Source organism: Pseudalgibacter alginicilyticus (assembly GCF_001310225.1).
GTDB classification, from domain to species: Bacteria; Bacteroidota; Bacteroidia; order Flavobacteriales; family Flavobacteriaceae; genus Pseudalgibacter; species Pseudalgibacter alginicilyticus.
Genome location: NZ_CP012898.1, coordinates 3,455,319 through 3,471,858, shown reverse-complemented (window position 1 = coordinate 3,471,858; position 16,540 = coordinate 3,455,319). Strand labels below are relative to the sequence as shown.

21 protein-coding genes are annotated in these 16,540 nt (G+C 31.1%); 12 read left to right on the top strand and 9 right to left on the bottom strand.

Going from position 1 to position 16,540, the window contains the following annotated elements:
* Nucleotides 1-41 precede the first annotated feature (41 nt).
* From lepB to APS56_RS14470, 3 genes are all read left to right on the top strand, one after another.
* Nucleotides 42-1,634, top strand: coding sequence for a signal peptidase I (lepB, locus tag APS56_RS14480; protein WP_054729834.1), 1,593 nt, complete (start codon nucleotides 42-44; stop codon nucleotides 1,632-1,634).
* A gap of 78 nt (nucleotides 1,635-1,712) precedes the next feature.
* Nucleotides 1,713-2,336, top strand: coding sequence for a WbqC family protein (locus APS56_RS14475; protein ID WP_054729831.1), 624 nt, complete (start codon nucleotides 1,713-1,715; stop codon nucleotides 2,334-2,336).
* Nucleotides 2,336-2,644 carry a DUF6122 family protein gene (locus APS56_RS14470; protein WP_054729828.1) on the top strand — a complete coding sequence of 103 codons (309 nt, stop codon included), beginning with the start codon at nucleotides 2,336-2,338 and terminating at the stop codon, nucleotides 2,642-2,644. The genes APS56_RS14475 and APS56_RS14470 overlap by 1 nt, the downstream gene beginning before the upstream one ends.
* A 77-nt stretch (nucleotides 2,645-2,721) precedes the next feature.
* Here APS56_RS14470 and APS56_RS14465 read toward each other — a convergent pair whose 3' ends face one another.
* From APS56_RS14465 to APS56_RS14430, 8 genes are all read right to left on the bottom strand, one after another.
* A complete protein-coding gene (locus tag APS56_RS14465) occupies nucleotides 2,722-3,747 on the bottom strand; it encodes an endonuclease/exonuclease/phosphatase family protein (protein ID WP_054729824.1) in 1,026 nt (341 codons plus the stop codon).
* 6 nt (nucleotides 3,748-3,753) lie between these two features.
* Nucleotides 3,754-4,608 carry a rhomboid family intramembrane serine protease gene (locus APS56_RS14460; protein ID WP_054729821.1) on the bottom strand — a complete coding sequence of 285 codons (855 nt, stop codon included), beginning with the start codon at nucleotides 4,606-4,608 and terminating at the stop codon, nucleotides 3,754-3,756.
* Nucleotides 4,608-5,354 (bottom strand): rhomboid family intramembrane serine protease, encoded by a 747-nt coding sequence (locus APS56_RS14455; RefSeq protein ID WP_054731411.1) that lies wholly within the window; start codon nucleotides 5,352-5,354, stop codon nucleotides 4,608-4,610. Before APS56_RS14455 ends, APS56_RS14460 begins: the two co-directional genes overlap by 1 nt.
* Nucleotides 5,355-5,358: 4 nt before the next feature.
* Nucleotides 5,359-7,212: a DNA mismatch repair endonuclease MutL gene (gene mutL, locus APS56_RS14450; protein ID WP_054729819.1), complete on the bottom strand. Its 1,854-nt coding sequence runs from the start codon at nucleotides 7,210-7,212 to the stop codon at nucleotides 5,359-5,361.
* Nucleotides 7,213-7,215: 3 nt separating this feature from the next.
* Entirely contained in the window at nucleotides 7,216-7,503 is a 288-nt protein-coding gene (locus APS56_RS14445) for a hypothetical protein (protein WP_054729816.1), read from the bottom strand.
* Between the two features lie 18 nt (nucleotides 7,504-7,521).
* Nucleotides 7,522-7,758 (bottom strand): hypothetical protein, encoded by a 237-nt coding sequence (locus tag APS56_RS14440; protein ID WP_054729814.1) that lies wholly within the window; start codon nucleotides 7,756-7,758, stop codon nucleotides 7,522-7,524.
* 152 nt (nucleotides 7,759-7,910) lie between these two features.
* Nucleotides 7,911-8,396, bottom strand: a complete 486-nt coding sequence (gene ribH / locus APS56_RS14435; protein ID WP_054729812.1) for a 6,7-dimethyl-8-ribityllumazine synthase — start codon at nucleotides 8,394-8,396, stop codon at nucleotides 7,911-7,913.
* A 12-nt stretch (nucleotides 8,397-8,408) separates the two neighbouring features.
* A complete protein-coding gene (locus APS56_RS14430; RefSeq protein WP_054729809.1) occupies nucleotides 8,409-9,179 on the bottom strand; it encodes a tetratricopeptide repeat protein in 771 nt (256 codons plus the stop codon).
* A 132-nt stretch (nucleotides 9,180-9,311) separates the two neighbouring features.
* Between APS56_RS14430 and recF the strand changes: the two genes are divergently transcribed.
* The 5 genes from recF (at nucleotide 9,312) to APS56_RS14405 (ending at nucleotide 12,201) form a co-directional block, all read left to right on the top strand.
* The gene (gene recF / locus APS56_RS14425) at nucleotides 9,312-10,391 is read left to right on the top strand and encodes a DNA replication/repair protein RecF (RefSeq protein WP_054729806.1); all 1,080 of its coding nucleotides are present in this window, start codon (nucleotides 9,312-9,314) and stop codon (nucleotides 10,389-10,391) included.
* Between the two features lie 154 nt (nucleotides 10,392-10,545).
* A complete protein-coding gene (locus tag APS56_RS14420; protein WP_236778428.1) occupies nucleotides 10,546-11,067 on the top strand; it encodes a ubiquitin-like protein in 522 nt (173 codons plus the stop codon).
* Between the two features lie 182 nt (nucleotides 11,068-11,249).
* Nucleotides 11,250-11,546, top strand: a complete 297-nt coding sequence (locus APS56_RS14415; protein ID WP_054729803.1) for a DciA family protein — start codon at nucleotides 11,250-11,252, stop codon at nucleotides 11,544-11,546.
* Between the two features lie 97 nt (nucleotides 11,547-11,643).
* A complete protein-coding gene (locus tag APS56_RS14410; RefSeq protein WP_034044451.1) occupies nucleotides 11,644-11,835 on the top strand; it encodes a cold-shock protein in 192 nt (63 codons plus the stop codon).
* A 174-nt stretch (nucleotides 11,836-12,009) separates the two neighbouring features.
* Nucleotides 12,010-12,201 (top strand): cold-shock protein, encoded by a 192-nt coding sequence (locus APS56_RS14405; protein WP_054729800.1) that lies wholly within the window; start codon nucleotides 12,010-12,012, stop codon nucleotides 12,199-12,201.
* 193 nt (nucleotides 12,202-12,394) lie between these two features.
* Here the strand turns inward: APS56_RS14405 and APS56_RS14400 are convergent, their stop codons facing one another.
* On the bottom strand, nucleotides 12,395-12,814 hold the full coding sequence (locus APS56_RS14400; RefSeq protein ID WP_054729797.1) for a nucleoside-diphosphate kinase: 420 nt from the start codon (nucleotides 12,812-12,814) through the stop codon (nucleotides 12,395-12,397).
* Between the two features lie 99 nt (nucleotides 12,815-12,913).
* Here APS56_RS14400 and APS56_RS14395 point away from each other — a divergent pair, with 99 nt between their 5' ends.
* From APS56_RS14395 to lgt, 4 genes are read left to right on the top strand one after another with little or no spacing between them, the layout of a single operon-like run.
* A complete protein-coding gene (locus APS56_RS14395; RefSeq protein ID WP_054729795.1) occupies nucleotides 12,914-13,933 on the top strand; it encodes a DHH family phosphoesterase in 1,020 nt (339 codons plus the stop codon).
* A complete protein-coding gene (gene gldI / locus APS56_RS14390) occupies nucleotides 13,926-14,474 on the top strand; it encodes a gliding motility-associated peptidyl-prolyl isomerase GldI (RefSeq protein ID WP_054729794.1) in 549 nt (182 codons plus the stop codon). The genes APS56_RS14395 and gldI overlap by 8 nt, the downstream gene beginning before the upstream one ends.
* 3 nt (nucleotides 14,475-14,477) lie before the next feature.
* Nucleotides 14,478-15,605, top strand: coding sequence for a peptidylprolyl isomerase (locus APS56_RS14385; protein WP_082379363.1), 1,128 nt, complete (start codon nucleotides 14,478-14,480; stop codon nucleotides 15,603-15,605).
* Nucleotides 15,606-15,610: 5 nt separating this feature from the next.
* Nucleotides 15,611-16,540 (top strand): prolipoprotein diacylglyceryl transferase, encoded by a 930-nt coding sequence (lgt, locus tag APS56_RS14380; protein WP_054729791.1) that lies wholly within the window; start codon nucleotides 15,611-15,613, stop codon nucleotides 16,538-16,540.

Sequence of the window (16,540 nt, the reverse complement as noted above, 5' to 3'; positions counted from 1 at the left end):
AACAGTACAATTAAATTATTATTGACTAAAAAAATACGATTATGACATTGATACAATGGTTTATATTTTTCATGATTATTCAGGTAGTTCATGGTTTAGGAACTTGGAAACTATATATTAAAGCTGGGCGAAAAGCATGGGAAGCTTTTGTACCTGTGTACAATGCTATTGTTTTAATGAAAATAATTAACAGATCTCCTTGGCTAACTATTTTACTGTTCTTGCCTATTGTAAACGTTATTATGTTTATTGTTGTTTGGGTAGAAACAGCTAGAAGTTTTGGCAAAAACCAATACATTGATACATTTTTAGCTATTATAAGCTTAGGGTTTTACAACTTTTACTTAAATTATTTTGCGGATGTTAATTATATAGAAAACAGAAGTCTTCATCCTAAATCTAGTTCAGGAGAATGGACAAGCTCCATATTATTTGCTATTGTTGCTGCCACCATTGTACATACCTATTTTATTCAACCTTACACCATTCCAAGTTCTTCTTTAGAAAAATCGTTATTAGTAGGCGACTTTTTATTTGTGAGTAAATTTCATTATGGTGCTAGGGTACCAATGACCACTATTGCAGCACCAATGGTCCATGATACCATCCCTGTACTGAACAAGAAATCGTACTTGTTTAGTGATGAATACCCTAAAAGAAATACCGCATGGCAAAACAAATTACAACTTCCTTATTTAAGAATTCCAGGATTTGAAAAAATAGAAAGAAATGACATTGTAGTTTTTAACCAACCTGCCGATACCCTATTGGATATGAATAATTTCCGCCCAGATAGAAATTATTACAAACCCATTGACAAAAAAACCAATTTGGTAAAACGTTGTGTAGGCACGCCTGGTGATACTTTTGAAATTCGTGAAGGATATGTTTATATTAATGGTAAACAAAATGAGTTACCTGACAGAGCACATTTGCAATTTTCATATATGGTGGAAACCAAAGGCAGTGCTTTCAATAATTCACAATTAGCAAACAGATATGACATTACTGACTTTCCTCAGTATAATCAAGATTTAACAATGAGTTATTTTCCTGCTATTAGTGATGAAGCCTTATCTAAATTCAAAAATCACCCAAATGTTGCCAGCATAACCAAAAACATACAAGAAAAAGGAGTTGCTGATACAAGCTTATTTCCTCAAGACCCAGAATACCCGTGGAATAACGATTTTTTCGGTCCCCTTTACATTCCTGAAGCAGGAAAAACAATTGACATTGATTTAAAAACACTTCCGTTATACAAACGCGTTATATCAGAATACGAAGGTAATACTGTAACCGTTCAGGGAAACCAAGTTTTAATAAATGGTGAAGTGGCAAATCAATATACTTTTAAACAAGATTATTATTGGATGATGGGAGACAATCGTCATAACTCATTAGACGCTAGGTCTTGGGGCTTCGTTCCATTTGATCATGTAGTAGGCAAACCTGTATTTGTTTGGATGAGCTGGAATACTCATGGAGAAGGTTTATTTAATAAAATACGTTGGGAGCGATTATTCACAACTGTAAATGGTACGGGAAAACCTATTTCATTTTTTATTCCTTTTTTAGTAGTTTTATTTGGTTGGATGGGGTTCAATAAATGGAGAGCTCGCAAAAAAGCATAATTTTTGAATTAGAAAAATCGTGTTGTTATCTCGTACAAAATTGATTGTATGTATTTTAACAACAAACCTCTAAGCAATATGGACATATTACTACACCCTACTTATTGCGCAGATATAGCCCATTTTGTTGCTCTAACACAAGCTAACAAACTTGTGTTTGAAACCAATGATAATTTTATAAAACAAACCTACAGAACCCGAACCTACATATATGCGGCTAATGGAAAGTTACTACTCAACATTCCAGTAGTTCACTCTCAAAAAAAACGTCAAAAATACAAGGACGTTAAAATTTCTAATGATTATAAATGGCAAGAGCTTCATTGGAAATCATTACTTTCAGCATATCGAACTTCTCCTTTTTTTGAATATTATGAAGATGAACTTCGACCTCTATTTAAGACAAAAGCAGACTTTATTTTAGACTTTAATTTCAAATGTTTTGAAACCATTTGTGAGTGTTTACAATTAGATTTGAATATTTCAAAAACTGAAACTTTTGAAAAAACGGTGAAAAACAAGGCAGACTATAGATATTTAGTAAACGCAAAAAAAGAACATTTTCAGCCTTTTGAATTTTATACACAAGTGTTTAACAATAAGCACGGTTATATTAATAACTTAAGTATTTTGGACTTGCTATTTAATGAAGGTCCTAATGCATTAAACTATTTAGAATCTCAAGTTTTAAACCCGTTATAATGTTACAAACAATTGCTCATTACGGCTGCCATATATTTCTTCCGCTATTAACGGCTGTTATTTTTTTCAAATCAAAATGGAAAATTGCCTTTTTAATTATGATTTCAGGTATGTGGATAGATTTAGACCATTTGTTAGCTACTCCCATGTTTGACCCTAATAGATGCAGTATTAACTTTCATCCGCTGCATACGTATTACGCCATAGCATTATATTTACTGCTCATAATACCTCAAAAAACACGATTAGTTGGCTTAGGTTTAGTGTTCCATATTGTAGCCGATTTGGTAGATTGCTCATTTATGTAAAAAGCATCAACACAAAACGTTATAAGATTAATAGTAATTCTAAAAATACAAACAAAACGAATGCCACCACTTAAAACCTACTTTTCTAACTCTAAGGTAGCCATTATAGGAAAGTGATCGGAGTTATGAGCATTATAAGTTTTAAAACCATTCACTTTAAAGGCTTCATCTTGTAAAATAAAATCAATGCGTGCTGGAAAAAATTTAAAATCATAAGTGCGTCCAAAGCCATTACCAGCTTCTTTAAAAGCATCTACCAAATCACCTTTTATGGTTCTATAGACATAAGAATATGCAGAATTATTGAAATCACCACATACAATCATCTTATAAGGGCATTGATTTTTATGCATTAAAAATAACTCTGTTTGAAACTGTTGCATTTCAAATGCTTTCCCTACTCGTTTTAAAAGGCGTTCAGAATCTTCTCTTTTCAAATTTTCTGCTTTGGTATCAATTCGCATAGATTCTAAATGAATGTTATAAATCCTCAAGGTATCATTTCCTTTTTTAACATCAGCAAAAATAGCATTATTAGATGTGTTGGGAAACTCAATGGAACCTGAATTTATAATAGGAAATTGAGAGAAAATAACTTGGCCATTCTTTAGTTTTTTGCCTGAAAGGTTTTCATATTTATATTTAAAAAAAGAAAAATCAATGTTATTTGTAGGATGGTATTCTTGAACACATAAAATCTGAGGTGCTTCTGTTTTTATAAAGTTTATAATTTTGTTTTCTACTCCCTTTTCTGGAATCCAATTATACAAATTAAAAAGCCTAACATTATAATTCATAACTTTAATGTTATTAGGATGTACAATATTTTCAGAAGACGAAAATTTATAAAACGATCCGAACGATAAATATCCAATGGTAACTACAAACAATGATAAAATCATCTGCTTTTTTAATTTAACAAGCCAATAAAAAAAGAACGCTACGTTAACCAAAGTTAAAAAGGGGACCCCTAAACTTAGTATAGATAATATTGAAAATGCTTTAGGAGGAACAAAAGGTAATATGTATGATAATAATAAAAGCGTAGCTACAATGCCATTAAGCATATAAACGATTTTTTCAAAAAAACGCAGCTCTTTCATTACAAATTATTTACCTGCCCTAAACAAAAATTCCTTTTCTTCTGAGGTTAAACTTTCATACCCACTTTTGCTAATTTTATCTAAAATCACATCAATCTTTTTCTGATTGTTAAACTGATTAAATTCACCTTTAGTAAAACCACCAACCTTTGATTTGTTTTTGTGAACTGTTTTTAAGGGAGACTTTTTTGATGACTTAAACATACTCGTTATAACGTCCATATAACGTTCAAAACCTTTTCCTATATCACGACCTTTCACATATTGAATAGCATAGAAGTAACCTAAAGCAGCACCACCTAAATGCGCTAAGTTTCCACCTGTATTGATTCCAAATAGACCTATAACGTCAAGAATAACTATAGCAAAACCTATATACCAAAGTTTCAGTCTAAATGTAAAAAAATGCACCTCTTGATAAGGCATATAAGCACAAATAAAAATGAGTAAAGCCCTTACCGAAGCAGAAGCACCAACTAAATGTGTTTTACCAAAAACATTAGGAAATAAGCTGTAAGCAACCATAAATAATAATCCGCCACAAATGGCACCAAGGAAATAAACATTTAAAGCCAACTTAGGACTAAAGAGATTTAAAAAAAACTTACCAATATAGTATAGCCAAAGCATATTAAATAAAATGTGCAGAAAATCATAATGTACAAAGGCATAAGTAATAATAGCCCAAGGTTGAAAAATAAAATCACCTAAATCACTTGGTAATTCCAACCAATTTAAAGTAATATTAAATAAAGGTTTTAAAATCAAGCCTAAAAGAAAAATGAATACATTGATAGCAATGAGTTTTTCTAATATGTTAAGCCTGTCAAACTTATATTTTATGTCTTGAACTGAAGTCATTAATCCCACCTATTTCTATTAAACTGTGTTTTTTTCCAATACCACATGATGATAAATCCTGTTAACGCACCGCCAACGTGTGCAAAGTATGCTGTATTACTTGGACTAAAAAAAGAGCTACCTGTTACTCCTGAAATTAAATCCAATAAAATGATCCCTGGAATAAAATATTTTGCTTTTATAGGAATTGGTAAAAAAATTAGCATTAATTCGGCATTAGGATTCATCATTCCAAAGGCTACTAAAATACCCATAATACACCCAGAAGCACCAACCATAGATGCATAATAAATTTCATTGAACTCTTGACCAATGGCTGTAAAAACCTTGCCATCTTTAAATACTTCTATAATCTGTTCGTGGGTAGCTCCAAGGTTTAACGCTTGAGCTTCCATTGGTAAATATTTAAAATAATAGTACCCCACTTGTAATGCCACAGCTCCTAATCCAGCAGAAATATAAATAAACATAAAGCGTTTACTTCCTAAGTTTTGCTCTACTGGTGTACCAAACATCCATAGAGCAAACATATTAAATAAAATATGCATGATACTAAAATTATTCATATCTGCGCCTCCATGCATAAACATATGGGTAAGTATTTGCCATGGTTTGAATGCTTCATTTTCTGGAAAATGCATAGCAAACAAGTTATAAAACATACCATTTCCAATGGTCAATGTTGCAACAAACATAATCACATTAATGATTATCAAATGCTTTACCAATCCTGTTACTCTTATCATATTTTTATATAAATTTTTTATCCAATTCGTCCACACTCATCGTAATAAAAGTTTTTCTATTAGTGGGTGAAACGTTAGGCTCTTTACAAGCAAAAAGTCTATTTACTAAATGCTCTTGTTCATCTTTTTCTAAGGATTGTCCTGTTTTAATAGCTAAACTTTTAGCCATAGATTTTGCTAACAAATCAGTAGCACTAAAATGACTATCTGGCACTTCATTTTCAACATCACTAATTAGCTGTTCTAATATAATGGACACTTCACTTTCTGGCACACTCACAGGCACTCCTATAATTTCAACCGATTCATTTAAAATATTAGAAAATACAAATCCTGTATGCTCTAAATCGGTTTGTAATTGTTTTATTAAAACTAATTCTTGAGGTGTAAAATGAAGATATAGTGGAAATAATAACTGCTGGCTTGCTGCTTTATTAACTGTCATATTTTGTAAAAATTCTTCATACAAAACACGTTGATGAGCACGGTGTTGATCCATAACCAACATTCCAGATTTAATAGTACTTACAATATATTTGTTATGAATTTGATGTGTGGTATATGTTTGATCTAACTGCTTATCGTCATCAAATAGTGAAACTGTACTTTCTTCACTTTCAAATTGAACCTCATCAAAATCTTTTTGAAAATCATTGCCCTTGGATTCCAACCCTACATACAAACCATCCCAATTATTTGGAATTTGTGTTTTAAATGTTCTGGGGTGGTTGCCTCCCAAATTAGTGCTATCTTTAAATGGGTTAAAACTTTTATCCACCTCTACTTTTGGTGAGCTTACTCCATTAGCTTTATAATTATATGGGGTATCAAGCGTGGAGTCTCTATCAAAATCTAATACTGGGGCTATATTAAATTGCCCTAAACTATGTTTTACTGCAGAACGTAATAAAGCATACAAAGTATGTTCATCATCAAACTTAATTTCTGTTTTTGTAGGGTGTATATTTATATCAATCGTTTGTGGATTCACTGTTAAATTTAAAAAATAACTGGGGTGTGTGCCACCTTTTAATAAACCATCAAACGCAGAAGAAATAGCATGATTCAAATAAGCACTTTTAATAAATCTATCATTGACAAAAAAGTACTGTTCGCCACGTGTTTTCTTAGCAAATTCAGGTTTCCCAACAAAACCAGATATTTTTAGTACTTCGGTATCTTCTTCAACAGGGACTAATTTTTCATTTGTTTTGGCACCAAAAATATTAACAATTCGCTGCCTATAATTACTTGTTGGCAAATTAAAAATATTGCTTCCGTTGTTAAAAAAACTAAAAGAAATATTTGGATGTGCTAAAACAACACGATGAAATTCGTCAATCACATGACGCAATTCTACGGTATTAGATTTTAAAAAATTACGCCTAGCAGGAATATTAAAAAAAAGATTTTTAACTGCAATAGAAGTCCCTTTAGGTGTCACAACCACTTCTTGCGCAACAAAATTACTGCCTTCTATTTCAATACAAGTACCAACATCTTCTTGCTCCTGTTTTGTTTTTAACTCTACATGCGCAATAGCAGCAATACTTGCTAAAGCCTCACCTCGAAACCCTTTGGTATGTAATTGAAATAAATCATCAGCACTACGGATTTTAGAGGTAGCATGGCGCTCAAAACTCAAACGGGCATCAGTAACACTCATACCTTTTCCATCATCAATGACTTGAACCAAGGTTTTACCAGCATCTTTAATGATGAGTTTTATAGTTGTAGCTCCAGCATCAATGGCATTTTCCATGAGTTCTTTAACTACCGAAGCTGGGCGTTGTACAACTTCTCCAGCAGCAATTTGATTTGCTACATGGTCTGGTAATAGTTGTATAATGTCTGCCATAAATTATTTAGAAAAGAATATAGATAAATCAAAATCGATGATAAAAAGAAACACTAAAACAAGGATGCTGATAATTATCAAAATACGCTTGTTTGCCTCTTTGTCTGGGTTGTTTTTAAAATCATCTACAGCATTGTTAATTTTAGTTTTCAGACCTTTATTAGCTCCAACAGTTGTTCTAAACTCATCAAACTTATGTTTAATTTGAAAAGGGTTTCCTTGCCCCTTATCGTCAAAATGACGAGGTGTATAACTAAATTGTTTGTTTTTACGAGTTTTAAAAAGTCCCATGATGTATTTGTTTTTTTGTTAATTGAATCTATTCTCTAACAGATACATACAAATCAATAATAGTACCAAAATAAACAGGAGCATTTTTATGGGAAAACCGCCTTTTCTTTTCCTCTTATTTATATCGCGATAAGTTCGCCATTTTGAAACAAAACCTTCTGTTTCAGAAGTTTCTTTTTCTTCTGATTGTTCTTGGTTTTCCTTAGAAAAACGAGATTGATATTGAAACGTTTTGTTTTTGCGCTGTTTAAACAAAGTATACTAATTACTTAACCTCAAAAGTACTTAAAAATAGAGAGATTAAAGGAAACGAAATGCCAAAAATTGTTAACAAATTAGCTAAAAAGCAGAAGTTTAAAGTTTGAAATTGTAAGCTTTTAATTGCTTTGCTTAAACAAAATAAATATTTAACAATGCTTACGTAAGTTAGCCATTTTAATAGCAGCCACAGCAGCTTCCGTTCCTTTGTTACCGTGTTTTCCACCAGAACGATCTATAGACTGCTGCATGGTATTGTCTGTAAGCACACAAAAAATAACTGGCGTATCACTTGAAACATTCAAATCTTTAATGCCTTGAGTAACTCCTTCACAAACAAAATCAAAATGTTTGGTTTCCCCTTGAATAACACATCCAATGGCAATAACAGCATCTACGTGCTGTTCAATCATTTTCTTACTTCCGTATATAAGTTCAAAACTACCGGGCACGTGCCAAGTTAGAATGTTTTCAGAAACCACGCCATTGTCAATTAATGCCTCAACTGCTCCATTAAGCATACTGTTTGTAATGGCATCATTCCATTCTGAAACAACAATCCCAAACCGAAAATCTTTCGCGTTTGGGATTGCTGTTTTATCATACTCTGATAAATTTTTATTTACTGTTGCCATAAATTAATTTTACTACTTGTCTGCCAACACTTGTGCTTTACCAATAAACACATCTACTGTTGCTGCTTCTGTAGAATTAGCATAATCCTCTTTAATACGTTTAAAATAAGACAAGGCCTTATCTGCATCACCTAACTCTAAAGCAATAGCTCCTGCTTTATAAAGATACATAGGTGTAGTATATTCATTATCACGCATTTCCGCAGCTTTTTCATAATAACCTAAAGCATCTTCAGGTTGGTTCAATTGCACAAAAGCATCACCAATATTTCCTTTAGCTAATGGTGCTAAAATTTCATCATCACTTGAAAAATCACTTAAGTATTCCACAGCATTTTTGTAATCTTTCAATCTCAAATAAGCTGTCCCTGCGTAATAGGTTGCCAAATTAGCAGCTGGTGTACCGCTGTATTCTTCAATAATATCAAGCATACCAAACTTTCCTTCCCCTCCATTTAAGGCTAGATTGTATAGGGAGTCTTTTTCCACACCGTTTACAGCTTCATCAAAATACTTTTGAGCTTGAAACATATCATTCATAGCTTCTAATTGTTTTGGTTTTGCTATAAATTCTTTGTATCCCAAATACCCTAAAACAACAGCCGCAATCAAACCAATAACTATTAAAATATATTTTTGATTTTTCTCAACAAATAATTCTGTTTTAGACGCTGTTTCATCAAGGGTATTAAAAACCTCAGCGGTAGTAGACCCTTCTTCAATATCATGTTCCTTTTCTACTTTCGTTTTAGGTTTATAACCTCTTTTATTATAAGTTGCCATATATTTTGTATTTATGCGGGGCAAAAATATAATTTTCTTCTTAACTAAAAGGGTATTTATTTGATATTTTTCAATAATTTGCACTTCTTTTTAGGTGCCTCACTCTTATTGAGCCCTTAAGTTGCATTTTATATGATTTTAAAGTCCCTTTCATTACTTAATTATAAGAATTTTGATAGTAAATCTTTTACTTTCAATGATAAAATAAATTGTATTGTTGGCAATAATGGCATTGGAAAAACCAATATATTAGATGCTATTTATCATCTTTCTTTCGGAAAAAGCTATTTTAATCCTGTGGCAACACAAAACATCAAACACGACGAAGATTTTTTTGTAGTTAATGGTGATTATATTAAAGACAACAAACCTGAAAAATTAGTGATAAGCTTAAAACGCGGGCAAAAAAAAGTTATTAAAAGAAATGGGAAAGCTTATGAAAAATTTAGTGAACACATCGGTTTTTTGCCATTGGTCATTATTTCACCTGCTGACAGAGATTTAATTATTGAAGGTAGTGACACCCGACGAAAATTTATTGATAGTGTAATTTCACAAAGTGATAAAACATATTTAGAAACTCTAATAAAATACAACAAAATATTATCGCAACGCAATGCACTCTTAAAATATTTTGCTTTAAACCACACCTTTAATAAGGATACTTTAGATATTTACAACAATCAACTTAATGAGTATGGCACTATCATTTTTAAAAAGCGCGATGCTTTTTTAAAAACCTTTATTCCAATTTTTAAATTGCGCTACAAAGCTATTAGCAATGGTAAAGATGCCGTTAATTTAGTATATGAAAGTCATTTATTTAATGATTCACTAAACAATCTATTAATGAAAGCCATTAATAAAGACAAGGCTCTACAATATACTAGTGTTGGTGTACATAAAGACGATTTGCATTTTAATATAGATACACACCCTATTAAAAAGTTTGGAAGTCAAGGGCAACAAAAATCCTTTTTAATTGCTTTAAAATTAGCGCAATTTGATTTTATTAAAGCTCAGAGCCACGTGAACCCTATTTTATTGTTGGATGATATTTTTGATAAATTAGACGAACAGCGTGTTTCGCAAATCATTAAATTAGTAGATGACGAAAATTTTGGACAAATTTTTATTAGTGATACCCATGCAGAGCGTACAGAAAATGCTGTAAAACAGGTGCATCAATCTTATCAGATTTTTAAATTGTAATTTTATTTTTAACAAACAGAATTAGCAAATAAACTAGTATATTGAAACCTGCTTGCCTAATTTTATTAAAAATATTTGTTTGATTTCAACATCAGATATAAAAAACATTACAAAGCATTTGCAAATCGTAAATTCAAATATTAATAATTAACATATGAAACAAATTTACTCTTTAATTTTATTCGCTTTTTTATCATTCAACGTTTCAGCAATGCAAATATTTATCAAGACGTTGACTGGAGAAACTATAACAATTGATGTTGAAGCCAATGAAACCATTGATAATGTTAAAACGAAAATTTATGACAAAACAGGAACTCCCATTGAAGACCAAAAATTAATATTTTCTGGGACAGAACTTCAAAATAATAGAACTTTAGCAGATTATAATATCCAAAAAGAAAGTACCATTTTTTTAGTATCTAATGCATTAGGAATTACAACAAATATAGAAGAAAATATTCAGTGGCATTTATATCCAAACCCTTCAAATGCATATATTTTTATCTCAGGATTAAATGAAAATAAAAATTACATTATTTATAACATTATTGGAACTAAAGTAAAAAGTGGAATTTTAGGTGCGCAAGAAAAAATAAATATTATAAGTTTAACTAAAGGCATATACTTCTTGAAGCTAAAAAAAGAAAGTTCTTTTAAATTTATAAAAGAATAAAACTAATTATAGTTTAATGACAAAACAACAGTTAGCAAATTGCCCAATTAAAAGTTGGAGTAAAGGTCGTTTTTGTATGAAATCAGTATATAAGGTTAAAAACAAAGAAACCACCCATTATCTTGGGCTAAATTAAAAATAAAGTTAAAGCCTAAAATAATATTATAAAAAACACCTACATAATGGCAAAACGAAACAACGAAAACATAAGTATTAGTGACGCATTAAAAGAATTTGTTGAAACCAATAAGTTGGAAAAAGGCTTAGACAAAGTAAATGTAGCCGATGCTTGGGCAAAATTAATGGGCAACGGCGTAAACAACTATACAACCGCTATAAAACTGGAGCGAGACACGCTTTATATTCAATTAAGTTCTAGCGTACTTCGTGAAGAATTATCTTACGGGAAACAAAAAATAATAGCGATGCTTAATGAAGAGTTAGATAAAGAAATCATTAAAAAACTGGTTTTGCGATAATTACATATTATTATTTAATTGAAATAATTTACTAAAAACTCAAAAGCTATCATTATTTTGCTACCTTTGTGACTTAAATTTTTTAATATTAAACACAATGAGTAAAGGTACCGTAAAATTCTTCAACGATTCAAAAGGATTTGGATTCATCACTGAAGATGACAACAACAAAGAACATTTCGTTCACATTTCAGGACTAATCGATGAAATTCGTGAAGGTGACGCAGTAGAATTCGATCTACAAGAAGGTAGAAAAGGATTAAACGCCGTAAACGTAAAAGTAATCTAAGATATATACTTTAACAATTACAAAGTTAAAGCCTATCAAATCAATTTGATAGGCTTTTTTATTTTCAATAATTAAACCTAAACTTTTATAATTCAATCAAAAAAATAATTAAATTTGTTAAGCACTACTAATGTGTAATGCACAACTATAAACTAATTTAATATTTTTTCAAGCATGAGTACAGGAACAGTAAAATTCTTCAATGATTCCAAAGGATTTGGATTTATTATTGAGGAGGGCTCCAAAAAAGAACATTTTGTTCACATTTCTGGTTTAATTGACGAAATCCGTGAAGGTGACAACGTTGAATTTGAATTAAAGGAAGGTAAAAAAGGCTTAAATGCCGTAAATGTGAAAGTTATTTAATTGTGTAGAAAACTTTAAACTTATATGCCTCTATTATTTCAATAAAATCATTACTACTTTAAAACCCCTTAAGGTTAACAAGATAAAACTAAATTAAAGAATTATATAAGTTTTTTTAATGCTAACAATTTTAAAAAACAAAACCCAGCAACTATTATTTGCTGGGTTACTTATTTATAAGCATTTATACTTTTTAAAACATCTCTCGACCTGAAAAATGAAATGCTCCTTCTATTGCGGCATTCTCATCACTATCACTTCCATGTACAGCATTTTCACTTAATGATGTTGCATATAATTTACGTATGGTTCCTTCTGCTGCATCCTCAGGGTTTGTAGCTCCTATTAAAGTTCTAAAATCAGCTACAGCATTTTCTTTTTCTAAAATAGCGGCTACTATTGGCCCTCTTGTCATATAACTTACTAATTCTCCAAAAAATGGCCTTTCATTATGAATTGCATAAAATGTTTCAGCATCAACCTGAGTCATTTGCGTCTTTTTTAAAGCTACGATTCTAAACCCAGAAGCCGAAATCTTTTCTAATATTGCGCCTATATGCCCGTTTTCAACTGCATCTGGCTTAATCATGGTAAATGTTCTATTTGTTGCCATTTTTAGTAATTTAATCACATTATTTAAGTGGCAAAAGTAACGCATTTCTTAATAAAAACAAGACAATCCAATTTTAAAAATATTGTATATTCGCTAACTATGACGCAACATGATATTACAGAAATAAAACAATTATTAGCAAGCCCTAAAAAGATAGTTATTGTACCACACAAAAACCCAGACGGCGATGCTATGGGCTCTACCTTAGGCTTGTACCACTATCTTATACAAAACAACCATAATGCCAAGGTTATTGTTCCAAATGATTATCCTGATTTTTTAAGATGGATACCTGGTGAAAACACCACCTTAAAATATGAATTTGAAGCTCAAATTTGTGACAAATTAATAGCGGATGCCGATATTATTTTTACTTTAGATTTTAATGCCTTTCACAGAACAGGCAATATGGAACCTATTTTAAAAAGTAGTCGTGCTATTAAAATTTTAATAGATCATCATCAAGAACCTGACGATTATGCCAAGTATGTGTTTTCTGATGTAAATATGAGCTCCACCTGCGAAATGATTTATCATTTTATTAATATGCTTGGAGATCTTGACTATATTAATAGTTCTATTGCTACTTGTTTATATGTTGGTATTATGACAGACACGGGTTCTTTCAGATTCAAATCCACAACAAGTACCACACACAAAATTATAGCTGAACTAATCAATAAAGGTGCTGACAATTCGCAAATTCATAATAATATTTATGACACAAACAGCTATGAGCGTCTTCAGTTATTAGGATGTGCCTTAAGCAACTTAAAAATACTCCCTGAATTTAAAACGGCCTATATAACACTTTCACAAGAAGAATTACATAAATTTAATTTCAAAAAAGGAGACACAGAAGGTATCGTAAATTATGGTTTATCATTAAACAATATTATTTTTGCAGCAATTTTTATTGAAGATAAAAATGAAGGCATAATAAAAATATCTTTACGCTCGAAAGGTGATTTTTCAGTAAATAGTTTTTCTAGAGCGCACTTTAATGGTGGAGGCCATACAAATGCTGCAGGAGGAAGAAGTAATGAATCTTTAAGTACAACTGTAGAAAAATTTATTAGTATATTACCTGATTATAAAAAAGCCCTAAATCATGAATAAATTAGTAACACTCTTTATAATTATTTTAGCTATAGTTAGCTGTAAAACTCCAGAAGCAAGAAAACCTATATCGATAAAAACAGGTTCTTTTATTGACGCTTCAGTAGAGCGAAACAAAAAATTAAATGCTCAAGAAGAAGCCAGTATACAAAAAATAATCTCAGAACAAAAAGATCATAAGTTTATAGCTTCAGAAACTGGATTTTGGTATTATTATAATACAAAAATAGAAGTTGACTCCTTAAAAACCCCAGATTTTGGAGACGTTGTAAATTATGATTATGATGTAAAAACACTTAATGGTACCATTATATATACAAAAGAAGAGCTTAAGCCACAATCCTATGCCATGGATCAAGAAAACTTGTTTACGGGGTTACGAGAAGGTTTAAAACTTATGAAAACAGGAGAAACAGCTACTTTTTTATTCCCTTCGCAGAAAGCCTATGGCTATTATGGTGATGAAAACAAAATAGGTACAAATCTACCTATTATGTGTGAAGTAACAGTTCACTCCATAACTGAAAACCATTTTAATTAAGTTATGAATATTTTAAAATTGCATTCAGCATTTTTGCTACTAATAACTCTGCTAACTTTTAGTTCTTGTAAAATACAATACCCAGATTTAGAAGAAGGTATATACGCTGAAATTATTACCACCAAAGGCACTATGGTTGCTAAACTGGCCTACGATAAAGCCCCAATAACTGTTGCAAACTTTGTATCACTTGCTGAAGGCACGAATACTTTAGTTGAGAACTCTTTTAAAAACAAAAAATTTTATAATGGCTTACTTTTTCATCGCGTTATTGATGGATTTATGATTCAAGGCGGTGACCCTGTTGGCGATGGAACAGGTGACCCTGGCTATAAGTTTAATAATGAATTTCATACAGATTTAAAACATGACAAACCAGGCGTTTTATCTATGGCTAATTCTGGACCAAACAGCAATGGAAGTCAATTTTTTATAACTGAAGTAGCAAAACCATTTTTGGACAACAATTACAATGTTTTTGGAGAATTAGTTATAGGACTAGATATTCAAGACACAATTTCTAATGTAAAAACATCTGAAAATGATAAGCCTATTGAAGATGTAGTTATTAAACAGCTAAACATTATTAGAAAAGGAAATGAAGCTAAGTCATTTGATGCTCCAGAAATATTCATCAATCATTTTGCTGAAATTGATCGGATAGAAAAAGAAAAAGAAGCCAAAGCCAAGGCTATTAAAGACGCCAATATATCAAAGTTCAAAAACCAAAAAGAACAAGCTACCACACTCCCTTCTGGTTTACAATACATTGTTACCAAAAAAGGAGCAGGAAAAAAACTACCTAAAATGGCCAAGGTATTAATTCATTATGCCATGTATTTTGATGATGGTTTGTTTATGGCAACTAATAAATTAGAAATAGCAGAAGCTCAAAACCAAGTAAGTGAAAGAAGTATTAAAAACAATGAATACCAACCTTTTGCAGCTTCCATTGGTCCAGATGCTAAAATGATAACTGGCTTCAAAGAAGGACTACAACAATTAAGTATTGGAGATCAAGCAACACTGTTTGTCCCCTACCATTTAGCCTATGGTGAATCTGGAGGTAATGGATTCCCTCCAAAAACAAACTTAATATTTGAAGTTGAAATTATAGAACTTGTAAAATAACATATATGTATTTTTTAAAATTTGATTGGAACCCTATAACAGGTATCGATATTATTGGAAATTTCAAACTCCACTTTTACAGCTTAATGTGGGTTGTAGCTTTTTCTATAGGGTGGTATATTATGAAGCGTATTTTTACTAAAGAAAAAATATCTTTAGATTACTTAGATCCTTTATTTATTTATACCGTTTTAGCTACTATGATTGGGGCACGCTTAGGGCATGTTTTGTTTTACCAATCGGAATTAATTTCACAAGATTTTTTTAGTATTTTTCTACCTTTTAAATTCAAAGGTGGTTTTGAATTTACAGGGTTTCAAGGCTTAGCAAGTCATGGTGCTGCTATAGGTATTATTATTGGTATGTATTTATACCGAAAAAAATACAAGTATAAATCCATTCTTTGGATCTTGGACCGCATTGTTATTCCGGTAGCTTCAGGTGCTATTTTTATTAGAATAGGTAATTTTATCAATTCAGAAATTATTGGAAAAATAACTGACTCCAATTTTGGGGTACGATTTATTCAAGACCAATATTACAAAAATGAAATTGTGCAACGAACAGGTATACAAGATGTTCAAAAGGCCTATAATGCTGTTACTGACAATCCTCAGTTTAAAAATTTATTAGAAGCTGTCCCATACAGACACCCAGCTCAATTATACGAGTCATTTTGTTATATTTTTGTGTTTTTAATTTTAGGCTATTTCTATTTGAAAACTAACAAAAAAGATCAAACAGGCTTTTTATTCGGGCTGTTTTTAGTTTTATTATGGACAGTTCGCTTTTTTGTTGAATTTTCAAAAGAACCACAAGGCGATGAATATATTAATTGGTTTGGATTAAACACCGGACAATGGTTGAGCATTCCTTTTATATTAATTGGATTCTACTTTATGTTTCTTTACAAATCCAAATCTACTTCAAAATAA

Bases quoted from the DNA above. Each gene is read 5' to 3' on its own strand.
- lepB (WP_054729834.1), top strand. From the start codon at position 42: ATGACATTGATACAATGGTTTATATTTTTCATGATTATTCAGGTAGTT.
- APS56_RS14475 (WP_054729831.1), top strand. From the start codon at position 1,713: ATGGACATATTACTACACCCTACTTATTGCGCAGATATAGCCCATTTT.
- APS56_RS14470 (WP_054729828.1), top strand. From the start codon at position 2,336: ATGTTACAAACAATTGCTCATTACGGCTGCCATATATTTCTTCCGCTA.
- APS56_RS14465 (WP_054729824.1), bottom strand. From the start codon at position 3,747: ATGAAAGAGCTGCGTTTTTTTGAAAAAATCGTTTATATGCTTAATGGC.
- APS56_RS14460 (WP_054729821.1), bottom strand. From the start codon at position 4,608: ATGACTTCAGTTCAAGACATAAAATATAAGTTTGACAGGCTTAACATA.
- APS56_RS14455 (WP_054731411.1), bottom strand. From the start codon at position 5,354: ATGATAAGAGTAACAGGATTGGTAAAGCATTTGATAATCATTAATGTG.
- mutL (WP_054729819.1), bottom strand. From the start codon at position 7,212: ATGGCAGACATTATACAACTATTACCAGACCATGTAGCAAATCAAATT.
- APS56_RS14445 (WP_054729816.1), bottom strand. From the start codon at position 7,503: ATGGGACTTTTTAAAACTCGTAAAAACAAACAATTTAGTTATACACCT.
- ribH (WP_054729812.1), bottom strand. From the start codon at position 8,396: ATGGCAACAGTAAATAAAAATTTATCAGAGTATGATAAAACAGCAATC.
- APS56_RS14430 (WP_054729809.1), bottom strand. From the start codon at position 9,179: ATGGCAACTTATAATAAAAGAGGTTATAAACCTAAAACGAAAGTAGAA.
- recF (WP_054729806.1), top strand. From the start codon at position 9,312: ATGATTTTAAAGTCCCTTTCATTACTTAATTATAAGAATTTTGATAGT.
- APS56_RS14420 (WP_236778428.1), top strand. From the start codon at position 10,546: ATGAAACAAATTTACTCTTTAATTTTATTCGCTTTTTTATCATTCAAC.
- APS56_RS14415 (WP_054729803.1), top strand. From the start codon at position 11,250: ATGGCAAAACGAAACAACGAAAACATAAGTATTAGTGACGCATTAAAA.
- APS56_RS14410 (WP_034044451.1), top strand. From the start codon at position 11,644: ATGAGTAAAGGTACCGTAAAATTCTTCAACGATTCAAAAGGATTTGGA.
- APS56_RS14405 (WP_054729800.1), top strand. From the start codon at position 12,010: ATGAGTACAGGAACAGTAAAATTCTTCAATGATTCCAAAGGATTTGGA.
- APS56_RS14400 (WP_054729797.1), bottom strand. From the start codon at position 12,814: ATGGCAACAAATAGAACATTTACCATGATTAAGCCAGATGCAGTTGAA.
- APS56_RS14395 (WP_054729795.1), top strand. From the start codon at position 12,914: ATGACGCAACATGATATTACAGAAATAAAACAATTATTAGCAAGCCCT.
- gldI (WP_054729794.1), top strand. From the start codon at position 13,926: ATGAATAAATTAGTAACACTCTTTATAATTATTTTAGCTATAGTTAGC.
- APS56_RS14385 (WP_082379363.1), top strand. From the start codon at position 14,478: ATGAATATTTTAAAATTGCATTCAGCATTTTTGCTACTAATAACTCTG.
- lgt (WP_054729791.1), top strand. From the start codon at position 15,611: ATGTATTTTTTAAAATTTGATTGGAACCCTATAACAGGTATCGATATT.